General features: G+C 62.7%; 21 protein-coding genes and 3 pseudogenes. 11 read left to right on the top strand and 13 right to left on the bottom strand.

Annotated features, from left to right (window positions below; genetic code table 11):
* Positions 1–8: 8 nt before the first annotated feature.
* The 3 genes and pseudogenes from N4R57_13605 to N4R57_13595 all read right to left on the bottom strand — a co-directional run bounded on the left by N4R57_13605 (position 9) and on the right by N4R57_13595 (position 4,541).
* Positions 9–778 (bottom strand): annotated as a pseudogene (locus tag N4R57_13605) (SDR family oxidoreductase).
* Positions 775–2,345 (bottom strand): annotated as a pseudogene (locus N4R57_13600) (GMC family oxidoreductase). Before N4R57_13600 ends, N4R57_13605 begins: the two co-directional pseudogenes overlap by 4 nt.
* Positions 2,346–2,555: 210 nt before the next feature.
* On the bottom strand, positions 2,556–4,541 hold the full coding sequence (locus tag N4R57_13595) for an acyltransferase (GenBank protein ID UYV39582.1): 1,986 nt from the start codon (positions 4,539–4,541) through the stop codon (positions 2,556–2,558).
* Positions 4,542–4,675: 134 nt separating this feature from the next.
* On the opposite strand from N4R57_13595, the gene N4R57_13590 reads away from it, so the two are divergent.
* The 8 genes from N4R57_13590 to N4R57_13555 all read left to right on the top strand — a co-directional run bounded on the left by N4R57_13590 (position 4,676) and on the right by N4R57_13555 (position 11,375).
* Positions 4,676–5,500 carry a crotonase/enoyl-CoA hydratase family protein gene (locus N4R57_13590; GenBank protein ID UYV36066.1) on the top strand — a complete coding sequence of 275 codons (825 nt, stop codon included), beginning with the start codon at positions 4,676–4,678 and terminating at the stop codon, positions 5,498–5,500.
* A 185-nt stretch (positions 5,501–5,685) separates the two neighbouring features.
* Complete coding sequence (pcaF, locus tag N4R57_13585; GenBank protein ID UYV36065.1) at positions 5,686–6,891, top strand: 3-oxoadipyl-CoA thiolase; 1,206 nt, start codon at positions 5,686–5,688, stop codon at positions 6,889–6,891.
* A 15-nt stretch (positions 6,892–6,906) separates the two neighbouring features.
* A complete protein-coding gene (gene paaA / locus N4R57_13580) occupies positions 6,907–7,899 on the top strand; it encodes a 1,2-phenylacetyl-CoA epoxidase subunit A (protein UYV36064.1) in 993 nt (330 codons plus the stop codon).
* Between the two features lie 15 nt (positions 7,900–7,914).
* Positions 7,915–8,199: a 1,2-phenylacetyl-CoA epoxidase subunit B gene (gene paaB / locus N4R57_13575; GenBank protein UYV36063.1), complete on the top strand. Its 285-nt coding sequence runs from the start codon at positions 7,915–7,917 to the stop codon at positions 8,197–8,199.
* The gene (paaC, locus tag N4R57_13570; protein ID UYV36062.1) at positions 8,199–8,954 is read left to right on the top strand and encodes a phenylacetate-CoA oxygenase subunit PaaC; all 756 of its coding nucleotides are present in this window, start codon (positions 8,199–8,201) and stop codon (positions 8,952–8,954) included. The genes paaB and paaC overlap by 1 nt, the downstream gene beginning before the upstream one ends.
* A gap of 103 nt (positions 8,955–9,057) precedes the next feature.
* A complete protein-coding gene (gene paaJ, locus N4R57_13565; protein UYV36061.1) occupies positions 9,058–9,516 on the top strand; it encodes a phenylacetate-CoA oxygenase subunit PaaJ in 459 nt (152 codons plus the stop codon).
* A 10-nt stretch (positions 9,517–9,526) separates the two neighbouring features.
* Positions 9,527–10,594 (top strand): phenylacetate-CoA oxygenase/reductase subunit PaaK, encoded by a 1,068-nt coding sequence (paaK, locus tag N4R57_13560; GenBank protein UYV36060.1) that lies wholly within the window; start codon positions 9,527–9,529, stop codon positions 10,592–10,594.
* 19 nt (positions 10,595–10,613) lie between these two features.
* The gene (locus tag N4R57_13555) at positions 10,614–11,375 is read left to right on the top strand and encodes a phenylacetate-CoA oxygenase subunit PaaI (protein UYV36059.1); all 762 of its coding nucleotides are present in this window, start codon (positions 10,614–10,616) and stop codon (positions 11,373–11,375) included.
* Positions 11,376–11,427: 52 nt separating this feature from the next.
* Here the strand turns inward: N4R57_13555 and N4R57_13550 are convergent, their stop codons facing one another.
* The 5 genes from N4R57_13550 to paaG all read right to left on the bottom strand — a co-directional run bounded on the left by N4R57_13550 (position 11,428) and on the right by paaG (position 15,124).
* Positions 11,428–11,772, bottom strand: a complete 345-nt coding sequence (locus N4R57_13550; protein UYV36058.1) for a hypothetical protein — start codon at positions 11,770–11,772, stop codon at positions 11,428–11,430.
* 134 nt (positions 11,773–11,906) lie between these two features.
* On the bottom strand, positions 11,907–12,503 hold the full coding sequence (locus N4R57_13545; GenBank protein ID UYV36057.1) for a TetR/AcrR family transcriptional regulator: 597 nt from the start codon (positions 12,501–12,503) through the stop codon (positions 11,907–11,909).
* A 4-nt stretch (positions 12,504–12,507) separates the two neighbouring features.
* A complete protein-coding gene (gene paaF, locus N4R57_13540) occupies positions 12,508–13,818 on the bottom strand; it encodes a phenylacetate--CoA ligase (protein ID UYV36056.1) in 1,311 nt (436 codons plus the stop codon).
* Positions 13,819–13,907: 89 nt separating this feature from the next.
* The gene (paaI, locus tag N4R57_13535; protein UYV36055.1) at positions 13,908–14,342 is read right to left on the bottom strand and encodes a hydroxyphenylacetyl-CoA thioesterase PaaI; all 435 of its coding nucleotides are present in this window, start codon (positions 14,340–14,342) and stop codon (positions 13,908–13,910) included.
* Positions 14,339–15,124: a 2-(1,2-epoxy-1,2-dihydrophenyl)acetyl-CoA isomerase PaaG gene (paaG, locus tag N4R57_13530; GenBank protein UYV36054.1), complete on the bottom strand. Its 786-nt coding sequence runs from the start codon at positions 15,122–15,124 to the stop codon at positions 14,339–14,341. Before paaG ends, paaI begins: the two co-directional genes overlap by 4 nt.
* Before the next feature lie 179 nt (positions 15,125–15,303).
* On the opposite strand from paaG, the gene paaZ reads away from it, so the two are divergent.
* Complete coding sequence (gene paaZ, locus N4R57_13525) at positions 15,304–17,319, top strand: phenylacetic acid degradation bifunctional protein PaaZ (GenBank protein UYV36053.1); 2,016 nt, start codon at positions 15,304–15,306, stop codon at positions 17,317–17,319.
* Between the two features lie 47 nt (positions 17,320–17,366).
* Positions 17,367–18,158, top strand: coding sequence for a PaaX family transcriptional regulator (locus N4R57_13520; GenBank protein ID UYV36052.1), 792 nt, complete (start codon positions 17,367–17,369; stop codon positions 18,156–18,158).
* 40 nt (positions 18,159–18,198) lie between these two features.
* On the opposite strand, the pseudogene N4R57_13515 reads toward N4R57_13520, so the two are convergent.
* Positions 18,199–20,077, bottom strand: a pseudogene (locus tag N4R57_13515) (monovalent cation:proton antiporter-2 (CPA2) family protein).
* A gap of 15 nt (positions 20,078–20,092) precedes the next feature.
* Positions 20,093–20,548 carry an Lrp/AsnC family transcriptional regulator gene (locus tag N4R57_13510; GenBank protein ID UYV36051.1) on the bottom strand — a complete coding sequence of 152 codons (456 nt, stop codon included), beginning with the start codon at positions 20,546–20,548 and terminating at the stop codon, positions 20,093–20,095.
* 137 nt (positions 20,549–20,685) lie between these two features.
* On the opposite strand from N4R57_13510, the gene hppD reads away from it, so the two are divergent.
* A complete protein-coding gene (gene hppD / locus N4R57_13505) occupies positions 20,686–21,783 on the top strand; it encodes a 4-hydroxyphenylpyruvate dioxygenase (GenBank protein UYV36050.1) in 1,098 nt (365 codons plus the stop codon).
* A 79-nt stretch (positions 21,784–21,862) separates the two neighbouring features.
* Here hppD and N4R57_13500 read toward each other — a convergent pair whose 3' ends face one another.
* The 3 genes from N4R57_13500 to N4R57_13490 are packed head-to-tail and all read right to left on the bottom strand — an operon-like array spanning position 21,863 to position 25,039.
* Complete coding sequence (locus N4R57_13500; GenBank protein UYV36049.1) at positions 21,863–22,165, bottom strand: hypothetical protein; 303 nt, start codon at positions 22,163–22,165, stop codon at positions 21,863–21,865.
* The gene (locus N4R57_13495) at positions 22,162–24,243 is read right to left on the bottom strand and encodes a hypothetical protein (protein ID UYV36048.1); all 2,082 of its coding nucleotides are present in this window, start codon (positions 24,241–24,243) and stop codon (positions 22,162–22,164) included. Before N4R57_13495 ends, N4R57_13500 begins: the two co-directional genes overlap by 4 nt.
* The gene (locus tag N4R57_13490) at positions 24,206–25,039 is read right to left on the bottom strand and encodes a hypothetical protein (GenBank protein UYV36047.1); all 834 of its coding nucleotides are present in this window, start codon (positions 25,037–25,039) and stop codon (positions 24,206–24,208) included. Before N4R57_13490 ends, N4R57_13495 begins: the two co-directional genes overlap by 38 nt.
* Between the last annotated feature and the right edge of the window lie 19 nt (positions 25,040–25,058).

Raw genomic sequence — 25,058 nt, 5'->3', positions numbered from 1 at the left:
TCAAAAGGTCAGCCGAGCGTGCGAGGCCTGCGGCGGCGCAGCAGCAGGGCGTTTTTCAGGCGGGATTTCAGGCCGAGGGGGGCAGGATTTCGCGGTCTTGTTCGAAGGTGGCTCCGGTGAGGCTGGGATCGTGCCAGAGGGCGAGCGCGGCGCCCCATTTGGCCGAATGCTCTGCCGGTAGCCCATCGGGGATGCCCATGTCCGTCGCCAGCATGCCGGGCATCCAATCGGTGATGACGATGTCAGGGAACCGGTCGGCGAGATCGGCTTTGAGCGCACGGGTGAGGATGCGGGCGGCGCCCTTTGAGGTGGAATAGGCCGAAGCCGTGGGCAGGGGGGCGATATCGGCGAAGGTGGCGACATTGAGGATCCGTCCGAAGCCGGTTTCAACGAAGTGGTCGAGCGCGAGGCGGGTTGCCGAGAGGGTGCCGCCGAAATTGGTGGCCATGGTGGCGAGGAAGCTTTCGGGTGTTTCGTCGAGGATGTCGCGGTGCGGATAGGTGGCGGCGTTGTTGATCAGCAATGTGAGGGGCGGCAGCGGCGCGAGTTGCGCGAAAGCGGCGCGCAGGGCGGGGATATCGGCGACATCCGCAGGGATCGGATGGAAGGTTTCACCGGCGAGGGCGGCGGTTTCATTCAGCGCATCGGCGCGGCGGCCAAGGCCCGCGACCACCATGCCGCGATTGGTCAGCTCGCAAGCAAGGGCGCGGCCGAGGCCGGAGCCTGCGCCGGTAATCAGGGCAGTGCCGGAGAGAAGGCGGGGGTCATTTCGGCTCATGTCGGGGCCTTTTTGATGGCGTCTTTGATGGCGTCGGCTGTGCGCAAGGCCTGGGCGGCGATGCTGAGCGAGGGGTTCACGCCCATCGAGCTTGGCATGAAACCGGCATCGGCGCACCAGAGGTTTTGCAGATCATGCGCGCGCCCCATCGGGTTGAGCACGGAGGTGGCAGGGTCGCTGCCAAAGCGCATGGTGCCGGAGGGGTGGCCATGGTTGAGGTCGGGCGTGCGCGACAGGAAGGCGCGGCGTTGCCCGCGAAAGGCGCGCGAGATTTCGCGGCGGAACAGGCGGCGGCGGTCGAGGAGTTCGCTGTGCATGCTGTAGGTGAAGGCGATGTCATCGGTGGCGGCGTTCGGGTCGGGGGGCAGGACGCGGTTGTCGTCATAGGCGAGGTCTTCGAGCAGGCCGACGAAAATCTGGGCCGAGCCGAGCAGTTTGGCGGCGAGCGCGGCAGGCAGGCGCGTGAGTTTGCCCGCCATCGGCACATGGCGCAGCGGGCTGCGCGAGATCAGCGTCTCCAGATAATAGGCGATTTCGCCGTAGGAGGCGGTGATGCCCATGCTTTGGACCATGCCGAGGCGTTGGTTGTCGACAAAACAGAGGTCACGCAGGCCGATGGATTTGGAGGGCGTCGTGCCGCCAACGCCGGGCCAGACGGCGAAGAGTTCATTGAGGTGGAACATCAGCCCGCGCCCGACGAGGCCCGAGGGATTGGCGATGCCGTTCGGGTGGGTCTCGGACGCGGAGGCGAGGCAGAGGCGGGGCGAGCCGAAAGCGCCACCCGCAAGCAGGATATGGCGGGCGGTGAGGCTGAGGTCAGCCCCGTCGCGGCGGGCGGTGAGCGAGGTGACGCCGGTGCTGTTGGCGTTGATGCGGGTGATTTCGGTGCGATCCATAAGGGCGGCGTTGCCGGTGGCAAGTGCTGGTTCGACCCCGGCAGAGCGGCCGTCCATCTTGCACGGACGCGGGCATTTGTGACCGGCGCAATCGAGGCAGCCGGGCAGGCGGGCGATGGCGGAGTGCAGATGATAGGGGCTGAGCGCATTGCTGCGCAGGCGCTCCATAATGCGCGTGTCGGCGGCGGACAGCGGCGGCGGTGGGCGCAGGTGGGTTTGATCGGCCACATGCGCGTCGCCAGAGACCTGATAGAGGGTTTCGGCGCGCGCAAGGTAGGGCGCGAAATCGGCGTAGGACACGGGCCAGCCGCCCGTGGGGTGGGGCCGCTCCGGGCTATGATCGAGGTCATGGGGTTCCGGGCGTTCAAGCGTGGCGGCGTAAAACACCGAGGAGCCGCCGACCCCTGAGCCGAGGGGGCCGAAGAAGCGCGTTTCGCGGTTGTTTTCGTGTCCAACCATTTGGCCGGGCCAGAAGCCGCGGGTTGCGCGGGCTTGGGGGAGGAAGATTTCGGAACTGAGCGGGGTTTGTTCGGCGCGGTGGCCTGCTGGGCCTTTTTCAACGAACAGGACTTGAGGCCAGCTTCGGCGAGCGCCCGCCCGGCGGTGCCGCCGCCGATGCCGGTGCCGATGACGATCACGTCCCAGGTTTGATCGGTGAGGGTGGCGGTCATGGCGTTGTCCGAGGCGAGAGCTGTGACGGGAGGCTCCGGGGTGTGTGGGGGGGAGTGGGGTGCTGCCGGATTTGATGAGCACCTGTGGTGGGGGGCAGGCTGGTTCGATGCGCACCTTTGGTGCGACACACGCTGTTATAAGTGGGGGCCAGCCCCCACGCCCCCGGAGTATTTACAGCAAGATGAAGCGATGGGTGCTGTCTGTGCATATCAGTTGCCGGTTTCAAACAGGGGGGCGAACAGGGGGATGAGGGCGCGGGCGGCGGTGTTGGTGAGGTGGTTGGTGTCGAAATACCAGCCTTTGCCTTCGTGGATGACGGTGCAGGTGGTGTCAGTGCAGATGCGCGGCCACGGGTCGATCAGGGTGATCTGCTTTGACGCCAGATAGGGGGTGAAAAACCCGCTACTGTCGCGGTTGTGCGCCGTGTCGATGGGGATGGTGACATATTGTTCGGCGCTCTCAATGCGGTGATGCGCGAGGCGGCGGGCCGTGTCGCGGCTGTCGTATAGCGGGAACTCGGGCGGTTGGCGGAACAGGAAGACGCGGTCAAAGCGCTCTGTCATCTCGGGGAGTGAGGCTTTGATGGCGCGGGAGAGCGCCTCGGCGTTGGTGGTGGCGTCATAGCCTTTGAGCTGGATGGAGTGATGCGCCCCTTTGCCGATATCGTGGCCGCTTTCGTAATAGGCCCAGCGGGCGACGAGCAGCAGGCTATGGGCTGTTTCAAACTGTTTGAAGGCGTCGCGGATTTGTGCCGTGTCGCGGGCGCAGGCCTGATCCTGGGCCGGGGTTGCGTAGCTTTCTGTTTTGGTCAGGCCGAACAGGGGCGGGCAGCCAGCGCGCCAGATGATGAGGCCGGGGGTTTGAGCTTGGGTTGCGGCCTGTGCGAGCCCCTCCATCAAGGCGCGCAGGTGGCTGTCGCCCCAGATAATCACGCGCGGTGGGCCTTCGGGGCCGATCAGGCAATGGCCGATCCCGGCGAGGGGGCCGGTGGCGGGCGTCAGGCAGCGCGAGCCGTCTTGGAGGAAATCGGCGGAGGCGTCTATATGGATGCGGGTGTCGGGGCCGAAGCGATCGGGCAGGCCGTTTTTGAGATATGCCAGCGCACCGAAGCCGAGGGCGAGCGAAGACGTCAGCGTCAGGGTGGTGAGGACGCGCCAGCCGGAGCGCGGGGTGATCCGGCGGAAAGGTTGTTCGATAAACGCCCATGACAGCGTGGCGAGGACAAAGGACAGGGCCAGCCAGAGGGTTGCCTCAACCGGGCCGGAATAGCCGTCGCGCCAATAGGTCGAGAGCACCAGAACGGGCCAGTGCCAGAGGTAGAGCGAATAGGAAATCTTGCCAATAAAGACCGGCAGGGGCGAGGAGAGGGCGCGGTTGAGCAGGTTTTGCTGCTGCCCATTGGCGAGGAGCAGGACAGTGCCGGTGATCGGCAGGAGCGCCTGCCAGCCGGGAAAGCCGGAGGGTTGGATCAGGACAAGCCCCGCAAGGATGAGGGCGAGGCCGAGCCAGCTGAGCAAGGGGTGAAACGCCCAAGTCAGGCGTTTCTGCTGGCCGAGGATGGCGAGGAGCACACCGGCGAGAAGCTCCCACGCGCGGAAGGGGAAGAGGTAGAAGGTGGTGGTTTGGTGGCTGGGCGTGAGCGCGATGGCGGCAACAAGCGAGGCGATGAATAGCGCCACGAGAAGCGCCAGCAGCAGGCGGCGGGAGAATTTGAAGGCCAGCAGGAGGAACGGCAGGACGATGTAGAATTGTTCCTCGACCGCCAGCGACCACGTGTGCAGCAGCACTTTGTTTTCTGCGCCGATGTCGAAATACCCTTCGCCGCGCCAAAAAAGCACGTTGGAAAGATAGGTGGTGGCGGCAATCAGCTCTTTGCCGAATTCGCGCAATTCGAACGGCAGCAGGACAAACCACGCCGCCAGCGCCGAGGCGGCGGCCACGGCGAAATAGGCCGGGGCGAGGCGTTTGACACGGCGGGTGTAAAAGCGCGCAAGGCTTATGGTGTTATGCTCTTCAAGGTCGCGCCAGAGGATGCCGCCGATCAGGAACCCCGAAATGACAAAGAAAACATCGACGCCGGTAAACCCGCCGGGCAGGCCGGGCAGGCCGAAGTGATAGAGCACGACGCCCAGCACTGCGATCATGCGCAGCCCGTCGATTTCGGGGCGGTAAGCAGGGTGGGCGAGCGGTTTTATGGGAAGTCTCCGGTGTGGGTGTCGCCAAAGCAAAGCGTGACGCGAGGAATATTGCAAGAAAAGGGCAGAATTTTCACCGCTTCGTTGCGAATTTGCGGCGCAGCGGCAAGGGTAGGGGAAAGAGGAGGCGTGTCATGGCCGTGAGAGTGGAAAAGAAGGGTCATGTCTGGACGGTGATTCATTCACGGCCAGAGGCGCGAAACGCAATGGATGAAGCGAGCGCCGAGGCTCTTTTTGATGCATTTGTGGCGTTTGACGCCGATGAGACCGCGCGGGTTGCGGTGTTTTGGGGCGAAGGCGGCGGGTTTTGTGCGGGCTGGGACTTGAAACAGGTTGATGGTTTGGGCGGACCGGGGGGCGTTGAGGCGCTGAACTTTCCCGAAGCCGGGGCCGATGGGCCGCAATCTGGTTCCGGTGCAGGGCATCTGCGCGGGCCGATGGGGCCGTCGCGTATGGAGCTTTCCAAGCCGGTGATTGCAGCGATTGAGGGCGCAGCCGTGGCGGGGGGCATGGAGTTGGCGATCTGGGCGGATATGCGGGTGATGGCCGAGACTGCCTTTATGGGCGTGTTTTGCCGCCGCTGGGGCGTGCCGCTGATTGACGGGGGCACCGTGCGATTGCCAAGATTGGTGGGTGAGGGGCGGGCGGCGGACCTGATCCTGACCGGGCGGCGGGTTGAGGCGGAAGAGGCGCTGCGGATCGGGTTGTGCGAATATGTCGTGCCAGAGGGGCACGCGCGCGAAAAGGCCGAGGCATTGGCGGCAGAGATTGCGCGGTTCCCGCAAGGGTGCATGCGGGCGGACCGGGCATCGGCGCGGGCGCAAGCTGGGCTGAGCCAGCGCGCGGCGTTGCGCCAGGAGTGGGACGCGAGCAAAGCGATGGTTGCCGCCGAGGGGGCCAAGGGCGCGGCGCGGTTTGCGAGCGGCAAGGGGCGGCATGGTGATTTCGAGGAGATATGACCATGATGCGATTGGCTGGGGGTGGATGGAGTGACCCAGTAAAGCGCCACGCAAAGCGTTACATCTTTCGGGGTGATTGGAGAATTTGGTAACAAAATGCTTGCCCCGAATCGGGCGAGCCCGTAATACCGACCATGCGGTCGGGTTTTTTTGACTTCTAAACTCGATGGAACGGGAGAGAGATTTTGACAGACGCATTCATCTGTGACGCGACGCGCACACCTATTGGACGGTATGGCGGGGCGCTGAGCCAAGTCAGGGCTGATGATCTGGCCGCGCTGCCGATTGCGGCATTGATGGCGCGCAATCCGCAAGTGGATTGGGCCAGCGTGGACGACGTGATCTATGGCAGCGCCAACCAAGCGGGCGAGGACAACCGCAATGTGGCGCGGATGGCGGCGTTGCTGGCCGGACTGCCCGTGGATGTGCCGGGGTCGACCATCAACCGGCTGTGCGCCAGCGGCATGGACGCCGTGGGCAGCGCCGCGCGGGCGATCCGCGCCGGGGATTACGACATGGCAATCGCGGGCGGCGTCGAAAGCATGAGCCGCGCCCCGTTTGTGATGCCCAAGGCAACGAGCGCCTTTACCCGCGCCAATGCGGTGTATGACACCACCATCGGCTGGCGGTTCGTGAACCCGAAGATGAAAGAGATGTATGGCGTCGATTCGATGCCCCAGACCGCCGATAACGTGGCCGAGGATTACAACATCAGCCGCGCCGATCAGGATGAATTCGCCGCACGCTCGCAAGCGCGCTGGGCCGCGGCGCATGAGGCCGGGTTGTTCAAGGACGAAATCACGCCGGTCACCATCCCGCAGCGCAAGGGCGAGCCGCTTGTTGTTGATACGGACGAGCACCCACGCCCCGGCACGGGCGCCGAAAAGCTGAGCAAACTCAAGGGCGTGAACGGCCCGGAGTTGAGCGTCACGGCGGGCAATGCCAGCGGTGTGAACGACGGCGCGGCGGCGATATTGCTGGCCAATGAGGCGGCGGCATCAAAGAACGGTTTGAAGCCGATGGCGCGGGTTGTGGCCATGTCAGCCGCCGGCGTTGCGCCGCGTGTGATGGGCATTGGCCCCGTTCCGGCGAGCCAAAAGGTGCTTGAACGCGCCGGGCTGAGCATTGAGCAGATGGATGTGATAGAGTTGAACGAAGCCTTCGCCAGTCAGGGTCTTGCCACGTTGCGGGCGCTGGGTGTGGCGGATGATGCGCCGCATGTGAACGCCCAGGGGGGCGCGATTGCGATTGGTCATCCGCTGGGCATGTCGGGGGCGCGACTGGTGCTGACGGCGGCCTATCAGCTGCAACGCACCGGCGGGAAATACGCGCTTTGCACGATGTGCGTGGGCGTGGGGCAGGGTGCTGCCATCATTTTGGAACGCGTTTAGGGAGGAGGGCGTCTTATGTATGCTCAGATGATTAAAACGGCGAATTCCGGCGTGAAAGCGCGCGACGAGATGACGCCGGAGGAGGCGGCGTTTCAGGACAAGGTTGACGCCGATATCAAGATCGAGCCCAAGGATTGGATGCCCGACGATTACCGCGCCACTCTGATCCGTCAGATCGGGCAGCACGCGCATTCCGAGATTGTCGGCCAGCTTCCCGAAGGGAACTGGATCACCCGCGCGCCGACGCTGGAGCGCAAGGCGATCCTGCTCGCCAAGGTGCAGGACGAGGCGGGGCATGGGCTTTACCTCTATTGCGCGGCGGAAACTCTGGGCGTGAGCCGGGACGAGCTGACCATGGATCTGCTTGAAGGGCGGATGAAGTATTCGTCGATCTTCAACTATCCGACGCTGAACTGGGCCGATATTGGCGCGGTCGGCTGGTTGGTTGATGGCGCGGCGATTATGAATCAGGTGCCGTTGCAGCGCACGTCTTACGGCCCCTACAGCCGCGCGATGATCCGCATCTGTAAGGAAGAGTCGTTTCACCAGCGTCAGGGCTATGACATCATGATGAAGATGGCCAAGGGCAGCGACGCGCAAAAGCGCATGGCGCAGGATGCGTTGAACCGGCTTTGGTATCCTTCGCTGATGATGTTCGGGCCGAGCGACGCGGAATCGGTGCATTCGGCCCAGTCGATGGCGTGGAAGATCAAGATGGACAGCAACGACGAGCTGCGCCAGCGGTTTGTTGACCAGACCGTGCCGCAGGCCGAATACCTTGGGCTGACCGTCCCTGATGAGAACCTGAAATGGAACGACGAGAAGGGCGGATATGATTATTCCGACCCGGATTGGACCGAATTCTTTAACGTTCTTAAAGGCAAGGGCCCCTGCAACACCGAGCGAATGAACGCGCGGGTGAAGGCATGGGAAGATGGCGCATGGGTGCGCGACGGGTTGTTGGCACACGGTCAGAAACGTGCGGCGCGCCGGGTTGCGGCGGAATAAGCGGGAGTTGGAATAATGAAAAACGAATGGCCCCTGTGGGAAGTTTTCATTCGCGGTCAGCACGGGCTGAGCCACCGGCATGTCGGGAGCCTGCATGCGCCGGATTCGGAGATGGCCGTGAAAAACGCTCGCGACGTCTATACGCGGCGCAACGAGGGCGTGAGCATTTGGGTGGTGGAAGCCAAACATATCACCGCCACTGCGCCGAGTGAAAAGGGGCCGTTGTTTGAGCCGTCCGAGAGCAAGGTTTACCGCCACCCGACGTTTTTCGATATTCCCGAAGATGTGGGGGCGATGTAATGGCGCGCGATCTTTTCGAATTTCTGCTGCGGATGGGGGATAACACCCTGATCCTCGGACATCGGGTGAGCGAATGGTGCGGCCATGCGCCGGTTCTGGAGGAGGACATCGCGCTGGCCAATACGGCGCTGGACCTGATCGGGCAGACGCAGATGTGGCTTGGCCTTGCGGCGGAGGTTGAGGGCGAGGGGCGCTCGGCGGATGATCTGGCGTTCCTGCGCGATGCTTGGGATTTTCGCAATGTTCTGCTCTGTGAATTGCCGAATGGCGATTTCGGTCAGACCCTGATGCGGCAATTCCTGTTTGATGCGTGGCAGGAGTTGATGCTGACTGCGCTCAAAGGGTCGAGCAATGCACGGGTGGCCGAGATTGCCGAGAAGGCCAGCAAAGAGGTGGCCTATCACGTCGAGCGTTCGGGCGACACGGTGATTGGCCTTGGCGATGGCACCGAGGAGAGCCATGCGCGGATGCAGGCCGCTTTGGATTATCTTTACCCCTATGTGGGCGAGTTGTTTGAGGGTGATCAGGTCGATGCGGCGATGGTTGCGGCGGGCGTTGCGCCTGATCCGGGGAGCCTTCGTGCGGCCTATGATGCCAAGCTGGCCGATGTGATGAGCGCGGCAACCTTGAGCATTCCGGGCGACCGGTTTGCCCATATGGGGGGCCGCGACGGGCGGATGCATACCGAGCATTTGGGGCATATTCTGACGCAGATGCAATGGTTGCAGCGGGCCTATCCCGGCGCAAGCTGGTAGCGCGTTTTGAATTGGGCGGTGCCGTTTTCTTTCAAAGAAAACGGGCCGGAATTTTTGGAAAATTCCGCTGCGCCGGATGGCGGAGGGCGGCGTGAGAGGGCACATGCAACCGAGTGTTGATCAGATTTGGACATGGCTGGATGGCGTGCCAGACCCGGAAATTCCGGTGATCAGCCTTGTTGATCTGGGCATTATCCGTGCTGTGGAGTGGCAGGGGGATACTTTGCAAGTCACTGTTACGCCAACATATTCGGGATGTCCTGCCACCAGTGTCATCAATTTCGAGATTGAAAAGGCGCTGCGCGAGCACGGCGTCGAAGCTCTGGAGTTGAAACGCCAGTTGTCGCCGGCGTGGACCACGGATTGGTTGACGCAAAGCGGGCGCGAGAAGTTGGAAGAGTATGGCATTGCACCGCCACAACCCGCCGGTGGGCCGGCGCGTTGCCCGCGCTGTGAGAGTCGCAATCTTGAGCGGATCAGCGCCTTTGGCTCAACCCCGTGCAAGGCGCAATGGCGGTGCAAGGATTGTCTTGAGCCGTTCGATTATTTCAAGTGCATCTGAGGAGACCCTGATGGCACGTTTTCACAAGCTGACCGTCACCGACATTCACCGCACGATCCGTGATGCGGTTGTTCTGACGCTTTCCCCGGATGAGCCGGAGGCGTTTGATTTCACCCAAGGGCAATACCTGACGTTTCGGCGTGAATTTGACGGCGAGGAGTTGCGCCGGTCCTATTCGATCTGTGCTGGCAAGCAGGACGGCAAGTTGCAGGTTGGCATCAAGCGGGTTGATGGCGGGGCGTTTTCGACGTTTGCCAACGAAGGCTTGAGCGTGGGCGACACCTTGGAAGCGATGGCGCCGATGGGCGGGTTTTTCACGCCGCTTGATGCGGGGCATGCCAAGCAATACCTCGGGTTTGCGGGCGGATCGGGGATCACGCCGGTCTTGTCGATCATCAAGACGACGCTGGCGGCTGAGCCGCAATCGACCTTTACGTTGGTATATGCCAATCGCGGGGTGGCGACGATCATGTTCCGGGAGGAACTGGAAGACCTTAAGAACCAATACCTTGGGCGCTTGTCCGTCATTCACATTCTGGAGCAGGACGCGCAGGAGATTGACCTTTTCACCGGCCGTGTCAGCGAGGAAAAATGCGCCCAGTTGTTCCGCACGTGGATTGATGTGGAGAGCGTGGACACCGCGTTTATCTGTGGGCCGGAGCCGATGATGCTGGGGATTGCCAAGGCGCTGCGCGAACATGGGTTGGACGATAGCCAGATCAAATTCGAGCTGTTCGCCAGCGCCCAGCCGGGGCGGCTTAAGAAGCGGGTGCAATCCAAGGAAGCGGGCAAGACCGCGAACCTTGCCGAGATTGCCGTGACGCTGGATGGCTCGACCCAGACAATCAGCGCGGCCAAGGATGTCACGCTTTTGGATGCGGCGCGCGAAAACGCGATGGACGCGCCTTATGCCTGCAAGGCGGGGGTCTGTTCGACCTGTCGCTGCCGGGTGATCGAGGGCGAGGTCGAGATGGTCGCCAACCACGCGTTGGAAGATTACGAGGTCGAGAAGGGCTATGTTCTGTCGTGCCAGACCTTTCCTGTGACCGACCGTGTGGTTGTGGATTACGACCAGTGAGGCGCAACCCGGGGAGGGGATGGATATGGACGATATGAGCATCGAGAGCTATCTGGCCGAGGGCGGCGTATTGAGCAGCCCGGCGAATGTGCCGCCGCGCTATCGCGCGGAGCTTATGAAGCTGATGGCGACATTTGTCGATAGCGAGCTGGCTGGGGCGGCGGGATTTGCCGATGTCATCAACACCGGGCCGGGGATCAAGGAACGGATCGCGGCGGCGAAGATCGTGCTGGAAAAAACCGACAACGCCGACAAGGTGCTAAAGGTGATGGGTGAATTCGGCGTGGATGAGGCGCGGTATGCCAATCATCACCCGTGGGCGGCGCGATTGCCGCGCGACGCCGACATCGGCGCGAGCCGTTCGGAGCATGACATGCGGTTGGCGGTGTTCAACTATCCGCTGGAAGGCTGGGGCGACGCGGTGGCGATGAACCTGTTGATGGGGCAGGCCGTGGGCGTGCAGATGTCGGATTTCACCAAGGCGAGTTATCAGCCGCTGGCCGAGGCCTTTCGCGAGGTGGCCCCGGTTGAGGCGCGTCATGCGGAACTGGCCGAAGAGGGCGTGGTCCGTTTGATCGCCGAAGGGCAGGGCGAGGCGTTGCAAGCCAGCGTCACCTACTGGTGGCCCCGCGTCGCGGCGAGTTTTGGCAGCGGCAAGGGAAAACGGTTTGAAGCGCTAAGCGCGATGGGGCTGCGCCATGCGCCCAATGCCGCAATGAAAGCGCAATGGGAGCGCGAGGCAAGTGCCACCCTTGCTAAACACGGGCTAAAGGCGGGGTAAGCCGCACGCCGGACCCGTTTCTGGTCCGGCGCGGGCCAAGTGTCAGGGACGCTTAGAACTTGCCCCAGCCACCTGCGCCGAGGCCGAAATCGACCGCGCCTGCGCCGAGGTCATAGCCAACGCTGAGGTCGGAATACCAGTCGTTCTCCATGTAGGCGACGCCGATATTGGGCCGGAAGCTTTGCGATTGAAGCTTGTAATCAAGGCCCAGCGACACGGCGGCATCGCCCGGCGTGTCATCGGAAAAGACCTTGGCCCCAAGGGCGACATCGCCACCGCTGGATCCGCCAAAGACATAGGAAACGCCAAAGCCAATGGCCGGGTCGGCCTGGGCGATGGGCGCGGCGGCGGCGGTGAGACCCGCGGCGAGGCTGGCGGCAATTGCAAACTGTTTCATCTCGATCTTCCTCTGTTTTTGTGACGACCGCGCTTGGCCGACCCGATGGGCCGGTGCGCGGTACTGCACGTTTTACGTAGGAAGGGCGCGGTTCCGTCGCCAATAAGGTGGCGGAAACTGGCCGAAGCGAGGTGTTAAAGCGCGTTGAGCCCGCCGAGCGTGAGGTTGGAGACCTGCGTGGCATAGTCGCGCCGGGCGGTTTCATCGGCGCCGGGGTGCCACATGTAGAACCAGTTGAGCATCCCGAAGACCGACATGGTTGTGGCGCGTAGCTTGCCCGGATCATTGGTAAATTTATCGGGTGCGCAGCGCGTGACGATGGCCGACATATGCTGCACCATATCGCGTTGATAGGCGCGCAGGGTGCGTTGCTGATCCTCGGGCAGGGCCGAGAGGCCGGAGCTTTGGACGCGGTGTTCGTCATCGGCGCCTTGATAGGCGAGCAGGGTTTCCAGAATGATCTGGCGGAGTGCGGTTTCGGGTGAGCTATCGTCAATCGGCACGGCGCAGAGCCGGTCACGCAGGGCCGAAAGATAGTTGTCGAGCAGGTCAAACAGCAGCGCGTGCTTGCTGTCGTAGTAGTGATAGATATTGGCCTTTGAGATACCGCAGGTCTTGGCAAGCTGGCTCATCGAGGCGCGGTCAAACCCTTCGTCGGCGAACACTTTGGCCGCCGATTTCAGGATTTGCGCGCGCTTTTCGCCGTGGTCTTTTGCGATTGTCCGAGCCAAGGGGTTACTCCTTTTCCCGGTTGTCGACAACGCGGCGGGCCTTGCCCTGGCTGCGTTCGACTTCGCCCGGATTGCCGATGATGATTTCGGTCGAGACACCGACGATGTCCTTGATCCGCTTGGTCAACATCCGGGCGGCGGCGGTTTTGGACAGCTCGTCCGTGGCGTCAAGCGAGGCTTCGACAAACACGCGCATCGAATCCATACGGCCCGATTTGAACAGCTCGATCTGGTAATAGGGGGCGAGGCCGCCGGTGGCCATGACCTGTTCTTCGATCTGGGAGGGGAAGACATTGACGCCGCGCAGGATGATCATGTCGTCCGAACGGCCGGTAATTTTCTCCATCCGCCGCATTGAACGCGCGGTGCCGGGCAAGAGCCGCGTGAGGTCACGCGTGCGGTAGCGGATCATCGGCAGGCCCTCTTTGGTGAGGGTGGTAAAGACCAGCTCTCCCATTTCGCCATCGGGCAGGGCCTCGCCGGTTTGGGGGTCAATGATTTCGGGATAGAAATGGTCCTCCCAAATGACCGGCCCGTCTTTGGTTTCGACGCATTCATTCGCCACGCCCGGCCCCATGACTTCGGAAAGACCATAGATATCAACGGCATGCATATCGAAGGCCTGTTCGACCTCTTTGCGCATCGCGTCGGTCCAGGGTTCGGCGCCGAAGATGCCGACAGCAAGCGATGTGTCGCGGGGGTCAAGCCCCTGGCGGTGGTATTGCTCAAGGATGTTGAGCATGTAGGAGGGCGTGACCATGATGCCATCGGGGCGGAAATCTTCGATCAGGCCGACTTGCTTTTCGGTCTGGCCACCGCCCATGGGCACCACGGTCGCGCCGAGGCGTTCGATGCCGAAATGCGCGCCGAGCCCGCCGGTGAAGAGGCCATAGCCATAGGCGTTATGCACCATGTTGCCGGCGCGCAGGCCGGAGGCGCGCAGCGAGCGGGCCACCAGATCGGCCCAGTTGGAAATGTCATTGGCGGTATAGCCAACCACGGTGGGTTTGCCGGTGGTGCCGGAAGAGGCATGAACGCGGGCGATTTGTTCGCGCGGGACCGCAAAGAGGCCGAACGGGTAGTTGTCGCGCAGGTCGTTCTTGTAGGTGAAGGGAAACTTGGCGAGGTCTTCGAGGCTTTGCATGTCGTCGGGGTGGACGCCTGCCGCATCGAACCGCTCGCGAAACATCGCCACATTGTCATAGGCGTGACGGAGCGACCATTTCAGGCGCTCAAGCTGAAGGGTGCGGATCTCGTCAAGCGAGGCGATTTCGATCGGGTCGAGATCGGATTTCTTCGGGCTGAGGTCTTTCATGTGGTCCTCCCTTGGGTGTGTCTTGGTTCTGGGTCGGCCTGTATTTCGGCCAGTATTGAGGCTGTAATCCGGTGTGCTTTTGGGGCCGCTTAGGTTTCGTCGAAAAGCGTGCCTTTGATCGCACGGGACATGCCGCGAAATTCGGCAATGACGGTGCCGGTTTGGGTGGTGACGCGCACATCATAAAGGCCGGAGCGGCCGGTCAGCGACACCTCGCGGGCCGTGGCGCGCAGACGGTCACCGGCGCGTCCGGGGGCGATGAAATTGATCGTGTTATGCTGTGCCACGGTCGATTGATTGCGGCTGTTGCAGGCGAAGGCAAAGGCGCTGTCGGCGAGCATGAAGGTGATGCCGCCGTGACAGATGCCGTGGCCGTTGCAATGATGCGGCTGCACAGTGAGTTCGAGCGTGGCGCGGCCTTCGTCGATTTCGGTGATCTCGAAGCCGGCCCATTTGGAGGCGTTGTCGCTCTCCCACATGCTGGCCGCGGATTTTTCGGCGCGTTGTTTCGGAGTGAGGCTCATTTGCCAGTGAACTCCGGTGCGCGTTTGTCGAGGAAGGCGCCGACGCCTTCGGCGTAATCGGCGCTTTCGCCGCAAGCTTTCATCAGGTCGGCTTCGAGGTCGAGGTGGTCCTCGAACGTGTTGGTGGCCGCCGCGTGGATGGCGCGTTTGGTGCTGGCGTATCCGAAGGTGGGGCCGGAGGCGAAACGGGCGGCGAGGGCGCGGGCTTCGTCCATCAGTTGATCTTCTGGCAGGGCTTTCCAGATCAGGCCCCAATCCGCGGCGGTGCTGGCCATCAGCGGCTCGGCTGTGAGGGCGAGCGCTTTGGCGCGGGCTTCGCCCAAGAGTTTGGTGAGGTGCCATGAGCCACCGGTATCGGGGATCAGGCCAACCTTGGAAAACGACTGGATGAACTTGGCCTTTTCGCTGGCCAGAACAATGTCACAGGCGAGCGCCACAGAGGAGCCAGCCCCCGCCGCGACGCCGTTGACGGCGCAGATGACCGGCATGTCGAGCGCGCGGATCAGGCGCACAAGCGGGGCCCAATATGTGCGCACGGTCGCGCCCAGATCAGGCGGGCCGTCCATCTTGCGCGGGTCGCGATCACCGAGATCCTGCCCGGCACAAAAGCCGCGCCCGGCCCCGGTGAGCAGGACCGCGCGTTTGCCGGTATCGCGGCACGATTCGAGCGCGGCGCGCAGGGCGAGGTGCATTTCGGAATTGAAGGAATTGAGCTTGTCAGCACGGTTCAGCGTGATTTCAGCCCAGTTTCCATGGTCTTTGACTAGGATTGTATCGCTCATGGCCTCCCCTCCATTTTATGCGGTATGGTGTAGGTCTTGCATAAACCGAACGGTTGGTCAATAAAAGAGGCGCGTTGCGCGATCTCGTTATGGGCGATGCTGGGGGCCAGCCCCAGACGCCCGGGATATTTCCGGTCAGATGAAGGGGCGGGCGCGCTAATATTTGGGAGGAGAGGGCGATGACGGTTCAGGGTGTTGAAAGTTTCGTGGCGGGCGATTGGGTTGCGCCGGGCAGTGGGGCGCGGGCGATTGCCAGTGCGATCACCGGGGAGGTGATTGCGCAAGCGGGCAATGATGCGTTGAACACTGGCGCGATGTTGGACCATGCGCGCGCGTATGGTGGGGCGGCTTTGCGGGCGATGAGTTTTCATCAGCGGGCGAAGATGCTGAAGGCGCTGGCGCTTTATCTGAACGAGCGCAAGCAGGCGCTGTATGATCTGTCGTTTGAGACCGGCGCGACGCAGAGCGACCATATGATCGACGTGGATGGCGGGATCGGGACGCTGTTTGTCTATGCCTCAAAAGGGCGGCGGGAATTGCCGGATGCGCAGGTTTATCTGGATGGTGATCTGGAGCAACTGGGGCGGACGGGTGCGTTTATGGGGCAGCATGTTTGCACGCCGTTGCAAGGGGTTGCGGTACATATCAATGCGTTCAATTTCCCGGTTTGGGGGATGTTGGAGAAGCTGGCGCCTACGATTTTGGCCGGGGTTCCGGCGATTGTGAAACCGGCGACGGCGACCTGTTATGTGACCGAGTTATGCGTGCGCATGATGCTGGACAGTGGGATATTGCCGAAAGGCGCGTTGCAATTCGTGGCCGGTGGTTTGGGCGATATGCTGGACCATTTGGGGGCGCAGGATGTTGTTGCTTTTACCGGCTCGGCGGATACGGCATTGCTGCTGCTCAGCACGCCGGCGATTTTGCAGAATTCGGTGCGCTTTGCCGCCGAGCAGGACAGTTTGAACGGGTCGATCCTTGGGCCGGATGTGGTGGCGGGGAGCGCGGAATTTGATCTGTTCGTCAAGGAAGCGACGCGAGAGATGACCGCCAAGGCGGGGCAGAAATGCACCGCGATCCGACGGATTATTGCGCCCGAGGCGCTGGTTCAGCCGGTGATTGAAGCGATTTCGGCGCGGCTTGAAAAAGTGGTGATTGGCGATCCGAGGGAGGAGGCGACCCGCATGGGGGCGTTGGTGTCGGAGAGCCAGAAGCGCGATGTTTTGCAAAAGGCCGGTTTGATCGGGGCGGAGGCCGAACGGGTTTATGGCACGGATGAATTGCCGATGGGCGGCAAGGGCGGGTTCATCGCGCCGATGCTGTTTCATTGCGCCGACCCGGACAAGGCCGAACGGGTGCATGACACCGAGGCGTTTGGCCCGGTGTCGACTGTGATGGGGTATCGCGATCTGGATCATGCTGTTGCGTTGGTCAATCGCGGTGGCGGGAGCCTTGTGACCTCTTTGATTACGCGCGACGGGGATGTGGCGCGGCAGGTGGTGCTGGGCGCCGGTGCGTGGCACGGACGGATTTACATCAACAACGCCGAGAGCATGGCCGAAAGCACCGGTCACGGCAGCCCGATGCCGCATATGGTGCATGGCGGGCCGGGGCGCGCCGGTGGCGGAGAAGAGCTGGGCGGGGTGCGCGGCGTGATGCATTACATGCAGCGCACCGCCGTGCAGGGCAGCCCCGACATTTTGAGCGCAGTTGGCGGGCGATGGGTGCCCGGCGCGCGCGAGGTGAAGGGGCCGGCGCATCCGTTTACGCGCAAGTTTGGCGCGCTGGCGATTGGTGAGACATTGCACACCGCGCCGCGCGAAATCACGCTGGCGGATATCGAGCAGTTTGCGCAGTTCACCGGCGACACATTCTATGCCCATATGGATGATGCGGCGGCCAAGCGGAACCCGTTTTTCCCCGGTCGCGTGGCGCATGGGTATCTGCTGTTGAGTTTTGCGGCGGGGATGTTTGTGGAGCCCAACGAGGGGCCGGTTTTGGCCAACACGGGCCTTGATAATCTGCGGTTCATGAAGCCGGTTGAGGCCGGTGACACGATTGCCGTGCGATTGACTGTTAAGGCGAAAACCCCGCGCAATGCCGAGTATGGCGAGGTGCGCTGGCATGTGACGCTGAGCAATCAGGACGGTGACAAGGTGGCGGAATACGAGCTTTTGACGATGAACGCGTTTTAAGCACGCCACTCTACCCGCAGGGCCGTAAACTTGCTATGATAGGCGGCATGAAAGAAGCAAAACCTTTGCCTTATCAAGCCGTTCTGGAGCAGCTTATGGCCTGTGGGCAGATCAAGGCGTGGTCGTTGATCGTGACCATTCTTGGCGATTTGGCGGCGGAGAAGGGGGCGCGGGTGTCGGGGCCCGCTCTGACGCAGTTGACCGAGCCTATGGGGCTGAAGCCGGAGGCGCTTCGCGTGGCGATTCACCGGCTGCGGCGCGATGGCTGGCTGGTGTCCGAGCGCGAAGGGCGCACATCGCTTTATGGGTTGAGCGATCACGGGCGGACGCTGACCAAATCGGTGTTTCACCGGGTTTATGGCGCGGCGCCGGAGCTGCCAAAGAAATGGCTGATCGTGGTGGCGCAAAATGCCGAAGCGTTGCAGGCCGTGGATCACCCTGAATTGCTGCCGATCAGCCCGCGCACCGGATTGTTGGCAGACGTTACCGCGGATGTCCCGGAGGGGGTCTTGGCGTGGGCCGCAGAGCCGGGGGCGATGCCGGGGTGGGTCAAGAGCGCCTTGGTTGATGAAGAATTGAGCGCGGCCTATGGCGCGTTGCTTCCGGCGTTGGACGCGGCGCTGAAGGTTGAGCCGCCCGAAGGGGTGATGGCGCGGGCCGTTCTGCGGCTGGTGGCGTTGCACCAGTGGCGGCGGCTGGTGTTGCGCCACGGCGCGGCGGCGGAAGCATTGATGGGGCAGCAGTGGGCCGGCGCGATGTGCCGCGCTCGGGTGACCCGTTTGCTCGCGCTGTTGGAACTGCCCGAGGGGGAATTGCTGCGCCTTACTGGCGGGGCGTGAAGGGGCAGGGCGTGAGGCGGCTGGGCGTAAGAGGGCGGGCTTACCCCTCTTCGGTTTTTGCCTCTTCGCTGCGGGCCTCGATCAGGTTGGCGAGGTTGATTTCAAGCTCCTTCTCCAGCGCGCGCAGCTTGTCGATATAGGCCTTGTTCTGCAGGCTGGGAATGTTGGGGTCCCCAAACCTCGGCCAGATCAAGCAGGGCCTGACGGTCGTGGGCATAGAAGGCCTGTTCCGAGACGGCGGCCTCGTATTCGGTGAGGCCGGAGTTTTCCAGCACATAGCGCCCGGCGCGCAGGGAGCTGTCAAACATCTCGCGCACGATGTCATTGGCGCCGGCGTGGAACAGGCGAAAGACGTGGTTGCGGTCGCGTCCGCGGGCGATGATGTGCAGGTCGGGGCGTTCGCGGCGCGCGAAGGTGACGAGGCGCACGGCGGCCTCTGGATCATCCAGCGCGACGACAAGGATGCGCGCATCGCGCAGGCCGGCGGCGTGCAAAAGGTCGGGGCGCGTGGGGTCGCCGAAGAAGCCCTTGTAGCCGAATTTGCGCAGCGTCTGGATCGTGTTGAGGTCGTGATCCAGCACCACGGTTTTCAGCCCGCTGGAGCGGACCAGCCGGTTGACAGTTTGACCAAAGCGGCCAATCCCGGCGATGATCACCGGCCCTTGGTCGTCGATCTCGTCTGCGGGGAGGTCATCGGCGGTGGATTTGCTGCGTTTTGACAGAAACTCATAAGCGATGAAAAGCAGCGGGGTCGCAAGCATCGACATCGCCACGATGAGCAGCAGTTTTTCCCCAAGGTTGGGCAGGATGACGCCCTGTTGCAGCGAGAAGGAGATCAGCACAAAGCCGAATTCACCGGCCTGTGCCAGCGACAGGGTAAACAGCCAGAGGTCGCGTTTGCGCAGGCCAAAGATGCGCCCGATCAGGTAGAGCAGGCTGCCCTTGATCAGGATGAGCGAGAGGGTCAGCCCGAGGATGTTGGCCGGACGGCTGAGGAAGGCAACAAAGTCGATCCCCGCGCCAACGGTGATGAAAAAGAGGCCGAGCAGCAGACCTTTGAACGGTTGCAGATCGCTTTCAAGCTCATGACGGAATTCGGAGTTGGCAAGCACCACCCCGGCGAGGAAAGCGCCGAGCGCGGGCGAGAGGCCCACGAGCGTCATGCCAAAGGAAATGCCGATCACGATGAGGAGCGCCAGCGCGGTATACATCTCGCGCAGGCGGGCGGCGTGGATAAAGCGAAACACCGGGCGGGTGAGGTAGATGCCCGCAAGGATGATCGCGGCGACCATGCCGATGGTGACGAGCGTGACGCCCCAACCGGGCAGCCCTTCGACAAGGGAGGGGCCGTGGTGGGCGTGTTCGCTGGCCAGTTCGAGCGACCCATCGGGTTTGAGGGTCACCGGCGCGGCGACGGCCAGCAGCGGCAGGATGGCGAGCATCGGGATGACGGCAATGTCCTGCGTCAGCAGCACGGAAAAGGACGAGCGCCCGCCGTGGGTTTGCATCAGCCCCTTCTCGGACAGGGTTTGCAGCACGATCGCGGTCGAGGACAGGGAGAGGATCATGCCGATGGCAATTGCGCCCTGTAAATCAAGGCCGAGCGCCATCGCCAGCAGGGCGATCGCCACCCCCGTTCCGACCACCTGTAACCCGCCCAGCCCGATCAGCCGGTGGCGCATGTTCCAGAGCGCGTTTGGTTCCAGCTCTAGCCCGATCAGGAACAGCATCATCACCACGCCGAATTCGGCAAAATGTTGAAGGCCCTGCGTTTCCGAGCCGATGCCGGGGATTTGTCCGATCAGGATGCCCGCAGCGAGGTAGCCCAGCACCGAGCCAAAGCCGAGCCGCGCGGAAATCGGGACCGCGATCACGGCGGCGGCGAGATAGATCGTGGCCTGAAACAGAAAGCCATCCATTGTGGCGTGCGCTCCTTACACCGGCAAAACAGCGTCGGGTTTGACCTGATCCATGACGATCTGACTGTGGACCCTGCTGACGGCGGGGTGGGGCAGCAGGGCCTCGTGAATCAGGCGGTTCAGCCCGGCGAGGTCTTCGGTATAGATGCGAAGTAACAAATCCGCATCCCCTGTCAGCGCCCAGCCGCTGATCACTTCGGGTCGGGTTTCGATCAGGCGGTTGAAGCTGCGGGCTTGCTCGGGATTGTGGGTGATCAACTGGATCTGGACAAACGCCTGCACCGCGAGGCCGAGTTTTAGCGGATCAAGCCGGGCGCGGTAGCCTTGGACGATGCCGGAGGTTTCAAGCCGCTGACGGCGGCGGCCTGCCTGACTTGGCGAGAGGTTGAGCATCTCGCCAAGCTCCTGCGCGGTGAGATGGGCGTTTTTCTGTAGCGCCGCTAGCAGGCGGGAATCGATTTCGTCGAGCATATGCGTGTTTTCCGCGTTTTTTCGGATGTATATGCGCAATCTCCGCAAAAATCCAGCGGGAGAGGCCCAATAATGCGCCAAAACCCCGCAGCATAGCGCGTAAAGTGATCACCAGCACAGGACAAGAGGAGATGCCCATGGGACCGTTCCCACATGATGCCCCCCGCGCGACGATTTCCGAGGAAAACCCCGCCGGAACCGACGGGTTCGAGTTTGTCGAATTCGCCCACCCGGAGCCAGAGAAGCTGAGACAGGCGTTCTCGAACATGGGGTTCGCCCATGTTGCCAACCACAAGACCCGCCAGATCGAGCTTTGGCAGCAAGGTGACGTCAGCTATTTGATCAACATGGAGCCCAACAGCCATGCGGCGGCGTTTATCGAAGAACACGGCCCCTGTGCCCCGGCGATGGGCTGGCGGGTGGTCGACGCCAAACATGCGCATGACCATGCGGTAAAGATGGGCGCGCGCTCCTATGAGGGCGACGGCAAGAGCATGGATGTGCCGGCGATTTACGGCATCGGTGACAGCCTGATCTATTTCATCGAAGATTACTTTGACACCTCGGCCTATAACGCCGAGTTCGAATGGCTGAGCAATGCGCACCCTGATGGGGTTGGGTTCTATTACCTCGACCATCTGACGCATAATGTGTTCAAGGGGAACATGGACAAGTGGTTCGGGTTTTACGGCAACCTGTTCAACTTTAAAGAAATCCGTTTCTTTGACATTCAGGGCAAGTTTACCGGGCTGTTCAGCCGCGCGCTGACCTCGCCCTGTGGCAAGATCCGTATTCCGATCAACGAAGATCGCGGCGAGACCGGGCAGATCGTGGCTTATCTCAAGAAATACAACGGCGAGGGGATCCAGCACATCGCGGTCGGGTCCGAGAACCTGTATGACAGCACCGATGCGATTGCCGAGCGTGGCGTCAAGTTTATGCCGGGGCCGCCGAAGGCTTATTACGACATGTCGTTCGAGCGGGTGAAGGACCACGAAGAGCCGGTCGAGCGGATGATGAAGCACGGTATCCTGATCGACGGTGAGGGTGTGCTGGGCGGCGGGGAAACCCGCATCTTGCTGCAAATCTTCTCGAAAACCGTGATCGGGCCGATCTTTTTCGAATTCATCCAGCGCAAAGGCGATGACGGGTTCGGTGAGGGCAACTTTAAGGCGCTGTTTGAATCGATCGAACAGGAGCAGATCGACAATGGCGAGATTGAAGCGGCTGAATAACGCGCCGCTTTGCTAGCGTTAAAGCGATGAGACCATGAGGAAGACCCGGTGGCGCAGCGGCGCTGCCGGGTTTTTCAGTTCAGCCGCGAGGCATTTTCAGGATCACGTTGCGCCCGCTTTTGGTGTAGCGCAATTCGCCGTCGCCGATTGAGGAGATGCGCCCGCCGTCGATCCGGTCTCCGACTTTGACCTTTTTATAGCGGCCATTGGCGAGGCGCACGAGGGCGCGGCGCGACGAGGGTTTGCCGTAAACGCCGATGAGGTTGACCTTGCGCAGGTTGAGCTGATTGCGGACGGTCGCGGCCTTGGCGACCGAGGATTTCGAGGGGATGCGCGGCGCGGTTTTCTGGCTGCGCGGCACGGCGGCGGCGACTTTGGTCACGCTGCCGGTATCGCTGCTTTGCGCCTTTTGGGCGCGTTTGACGATGGAGGAGAACCCCGAGGCCGCGATTTGGGTTTGCGCGAGGTCGTGACGGCCTGTGCCGTGGCGTTTTGGAAGGGGATCGTGGCGGCGGAGGCATCGGCCACGGCCTTTTCCACGGCGGCCTGATCGGCGGCGGCTTGCTTGGCGGCTTCGGCTTCGGCTTCGGCCTTGGCTTGGGCCTGAAGCTCGGCGGCGCGTTGTTGCGCCGAAGCGGGGCGCAGTTTGGGGCGGATGTTGGCGAGTTCGCTGCGGGTCAGCCCGCCGAGATTGCTGCGCTCGTTCTCTTCGATCAGCCCTTCGGGGCGGGATTTCGGACGGCGCGCGGCGAGGCGGGCTTGTTCGGCGGTGTTGTTGGCGGTCGTATCCGGTGTTTCGGCGCGCTGGGGCAGGGTGTTGGGGGTGTTGGGTGGACGCCCGGCAAAGACGAGGAAGCCTTCGGGGCTGAGCGTGCCAGCGGCGCTGGCGACAACAAGGCCGCGATCGTCAAACACAAAGCGCGCACCGGGTTTGGCGGTGATCGGGGAACGTGGCAGCGCAATGTCGCTATCGAGCAGGGCGGCGGCGGGCAGGGCGACCGCGTCCTGGGCATTGATGCCGGGGTCGATTGAAGTGAGGTAGAGATCATCAAGCGAGAGTTGATCGGGCAGTTGCGGCGCTTGGGGGGCGCGTTGCCAGACGCCGGTCACCGCATAGCGCGCCTGGGCTTCTTTTGCGGTGAGCGCATGAGGCAGCGTCGGCTTGGCCACGGGCGAGACGGTGGTGGTCGTCGGCATGTTCTTGGGATCGAGCGCGGCGGTTTGCCGGGTCGTCAGCGGCTGGGGCGCGGTGGGCACCATCGCTTCGGCGCCTTCGACGCGCATCTCGTCCGGGGCGTTGGGCGGCAGCACGGCAACTTCGGTGTCGCGCGGGCCAAAGAGGCGGGCGAGCCCGTCATCCATAAAGATCGAGGCCCAAGCCGCGACGCCCGCGAGGAACATCAGCAGGATCGCGGTGAGCACAAGGCCGAGGTAGCGCGGCTTGCCACCAACCGCGGCGCTGCCACGGGCGGACTGACGCGCGCCGAAAACGGTCATACGCTCGGCTTCGGATCTGAATTCGGCGCCTGTTTGTTCTGATTGCTCTGGGAGATCAGCGGTTTGCTGGTCCAAAGCGGCGGCTTCGGCGCGGCGGGCCTTGCGGTTGGCGAGGGTGCCACGCAGGCTGCCAGCGAGGCCAGAGGCCATTTCGCCGCTACGACGGCTGAAGAACGACAGGGTTTTCTCGCGCGGTTCGGTATCGAGCGTGGGGTCGGCTAGCGGCGGCTCGTTGTCGGCTGTGTCATAAGCCGTTTCGCCATAGGCCGAGCTTGCGTCGTCATCCGGGGTGTAATGCTCGGACGGGTCGGGCGCGTCGTAGGTCTCGGGCGTGGCCTCGATCATCGGGGCGGCGGGCTCTTCCCACGTGCTGTCGGGCCATTTGTCGTCGGGCCAAGTATCGTCGGGCGCGTCGAATGCCGGAGCGGGCGGGATCGTTGCCGCAGGGGTATCTGTGCGGCTTACACCGCTGAGCGAGGGCGCGGCGGAAGGTGTGTCATCATGTGCGGCACGGATGGTGGAGAAGGCGGGTTCAACGTCGCTTTCTTGTTCGGTGTCGGCGGCTGTCAGCACAGGGGTGAAGCGGGCCGCGGAGGAGAGGGCCGCGGCGTCGTCGTCATCAAGGCCGGGCAGCGTGTCGGACAGAACGGAGACGGCTGGAGCCTCCGGCAGATCGGGTTCGCCGCTGTCTTCGCTCTCGTCTTGCGTTTCGGTTTGCGGGTCGCCGGCGAGTTCGGCTTCGGTTTCGGCTTCGGTGTCTAGGCTTGGCGCGGCATCGACTTCTGTTGCAGGTTCGGACGCTGCGGCGGCCTCTTGAACCGGGTCGGAGTCGGGGTGGGGGATTGGGTCCGGTGCGGGTTCGGGGGCTGCTGCAACGTATGGCTCAGGCTCAGGCTGTGCTTCAGGCTCAGGCTGTGCTTCAGGCTCAGGCAAGGCGTCTGCCAGTTGGTCTGACGACTCCAAGGGGGCTGGTCCAATTCGGGTTCAACCTCGACCTCGGGCGCAGCTCAACCTCGGCCTCAGACTCCGGCGGTTCGGCGGCGGCGTCGGTAGGCGTTTCGGTGGAGACATCGGCGGGGGTCTGCTCGGGCGCGGGGGCTTGCTCTGGCTCAGGAGGCGTGGCTGTTGGCGCTTCGGCAGTCACGTCTGGCGCGGCGTCGGCCACGGGGGCCGCAGCGATTGCGGCTTCGTCGCCGGGATCGGGCAGGCGTACCACGCCGGTGACACGGATCGGGGCCATGTCGCGTTGAACGTCGCTGGCATCGCCAAGCAATGTTGCGGCATAGGCGGTGGGGCCAAAAAACGGCTCGCCAGAGAACACGTCCTGCGGCGGAATGGCGACGAAACAGACCGGGCCGAACCCATGGTCGTCGGCGAATTTTTCAGCCTCTTCAAGGGTTTCACGAGCGACGGCGGCGATTTGGGTTTTGTCGCCTTCGACCGACCAGTCATAGGCCAAATGATCAACGGGATAGGGGGTGGCGCCATCGAGTGCTTTTAAAATCGCCTCGGTGCGCTGGGCCTCGTCAACCAGACCAAGATCGAGCGTGATGTATTTGATCTGCTCATTTGGAATCACCAGTTTCGAGGCGAGATCCTGACCGTTGATTTGCAACGCGGTCTCGCGAAGAACGGCCAATGCGCCGGGGAGATCGGGCGAATCCAGCTCAACCTCACCCACCCGGTTCCAACCGGGGAAGGCCCTATGGAGAAGGCCGATGCCCTCAAACGAGAGCGAAAGTGCAAAATTTGGTTTCATCGCCGGGGAATTAGCACTC

The organism is Rhodobacteraceae bacterium D3-12 (assembly GCA_025916135.1).
GTDB lineage: Bacteria > Pseudomonadota > Alphaproteobacteria > Rhodobacterales > Rhodobacteraceae > JAKGBX01.
This window is presented reverse-complemented; position numbering and strand designations above follow the sequence as displayed.

Excerpts from the sequence above, each read along its gene's own strand:
- N4R57_13590 (UYV36066.1), top strand. The coding sequence starts at position 4,676 with ATGGCCGTGAGAGTGGAAAAGAAGGGTCATGTCTGGACGGTGATTCAT.
- paaK (UYV36060.1), top strand. The coding sequence starts at position 9,527 with ATGGCACGTTTTCACAAGCTGACCGTCACCGACATTCACCGCACGATC.
- N4R57_13520 (UYV36052.1), top strand. The coding sequence starts at position 17,367 with ATGAAAGAAGCAAAACCTTTGCCTTATCAAGCCGTTCTGGAGCAGCTT.
- N4R57_13550 (UYV36058.1), bottom strand. The coding sequence starts at position 11,772 with ATGAAACAGTTTGCAATTGCCGCCAGCCTCGCCGCGGGTCTCACCGCC.
- N4R57_13490 (UYV36047.1), bottom strand. The coding sequence starts at position 25,039 with ATGAAACCAAATTTTGCACTTTCGCTCTCGTTTGAGGGCATCGGCCTT.
- paaA (UYV36064.1), top strand. The coding sequence starts at position 6,907 with ATGTATGCTCAGATGATTAAAACGGCGAATTCCGGCGTGAAAGCGCGC.
- paaF (UYV36056.1), bottom strand. The coding sequence starts at position 13,818 with ATGAAAGACCTCAGCCCGAAGAAATCCGATCTCGACCCGATCGAAATC.
- paaG (UYV36054.1), bottom strand. The coding sequence starts at position 15,124 with ATGAGCGATACAATCCTAGTCAAAGACCATGGAAACTGGGCTGAAATC.
- hppD (UYV36050.1), top strand. The coding sequence starts at position 20,686 with ATGGGACCGTTCCCACATGATGCCCCCCGCGCGACGATTTCCGAGGAA.
- N4R57_13555 (UYV36059.1), top strand. The coding sequence starts at position 10,614 with ATGGATATGGACGATATGAGCATCGAGAGCTATCTGGCCGAGGGCGGC.
- N4R57_13510 (UYV36051.1), bottom strand. The coding sequence starts at position 20,548 with ATGCTCGACGAAATCGATTCCCGCCTGCTAGCGGCGCTACAGAAAAAC.
- paaJ (UYV36061.1), top strand. The coding sequence starts at position 9,058 with ATGCAACCGAGTGTTGATCAGATTTGGACATGGCTGGATGGCGTGCCA.
- paaB (UYV36063.1), top strand. The coding sequence starts at position 7,915 with ATGAAAAACGAATGGCCCCTGTGGGAAGTTTTCATTCGCGGTCAGCAC.
- paaI (UYV36055.1), bottom strand. The coding sequence starts at position 14,342 with ATGAGCCTCACTCCGAAACAACGCGCCGAAAAATCCGCGGCCAGCATG.
- paaC (UYV36062.1), top strand. The coding sequence starts at position 8,199 with ATGGCGCGCGATCTTTTCGAATTTCTGCTGCGGATGGGGGATAACACC.
- paaZ (UYV36053.1), top strand. The coding sequence starts at position 15,304 with ATGACGGTTCAGGGTGTTGAAAGTTTCGTGGCGGGCGATTGGGTTGCG.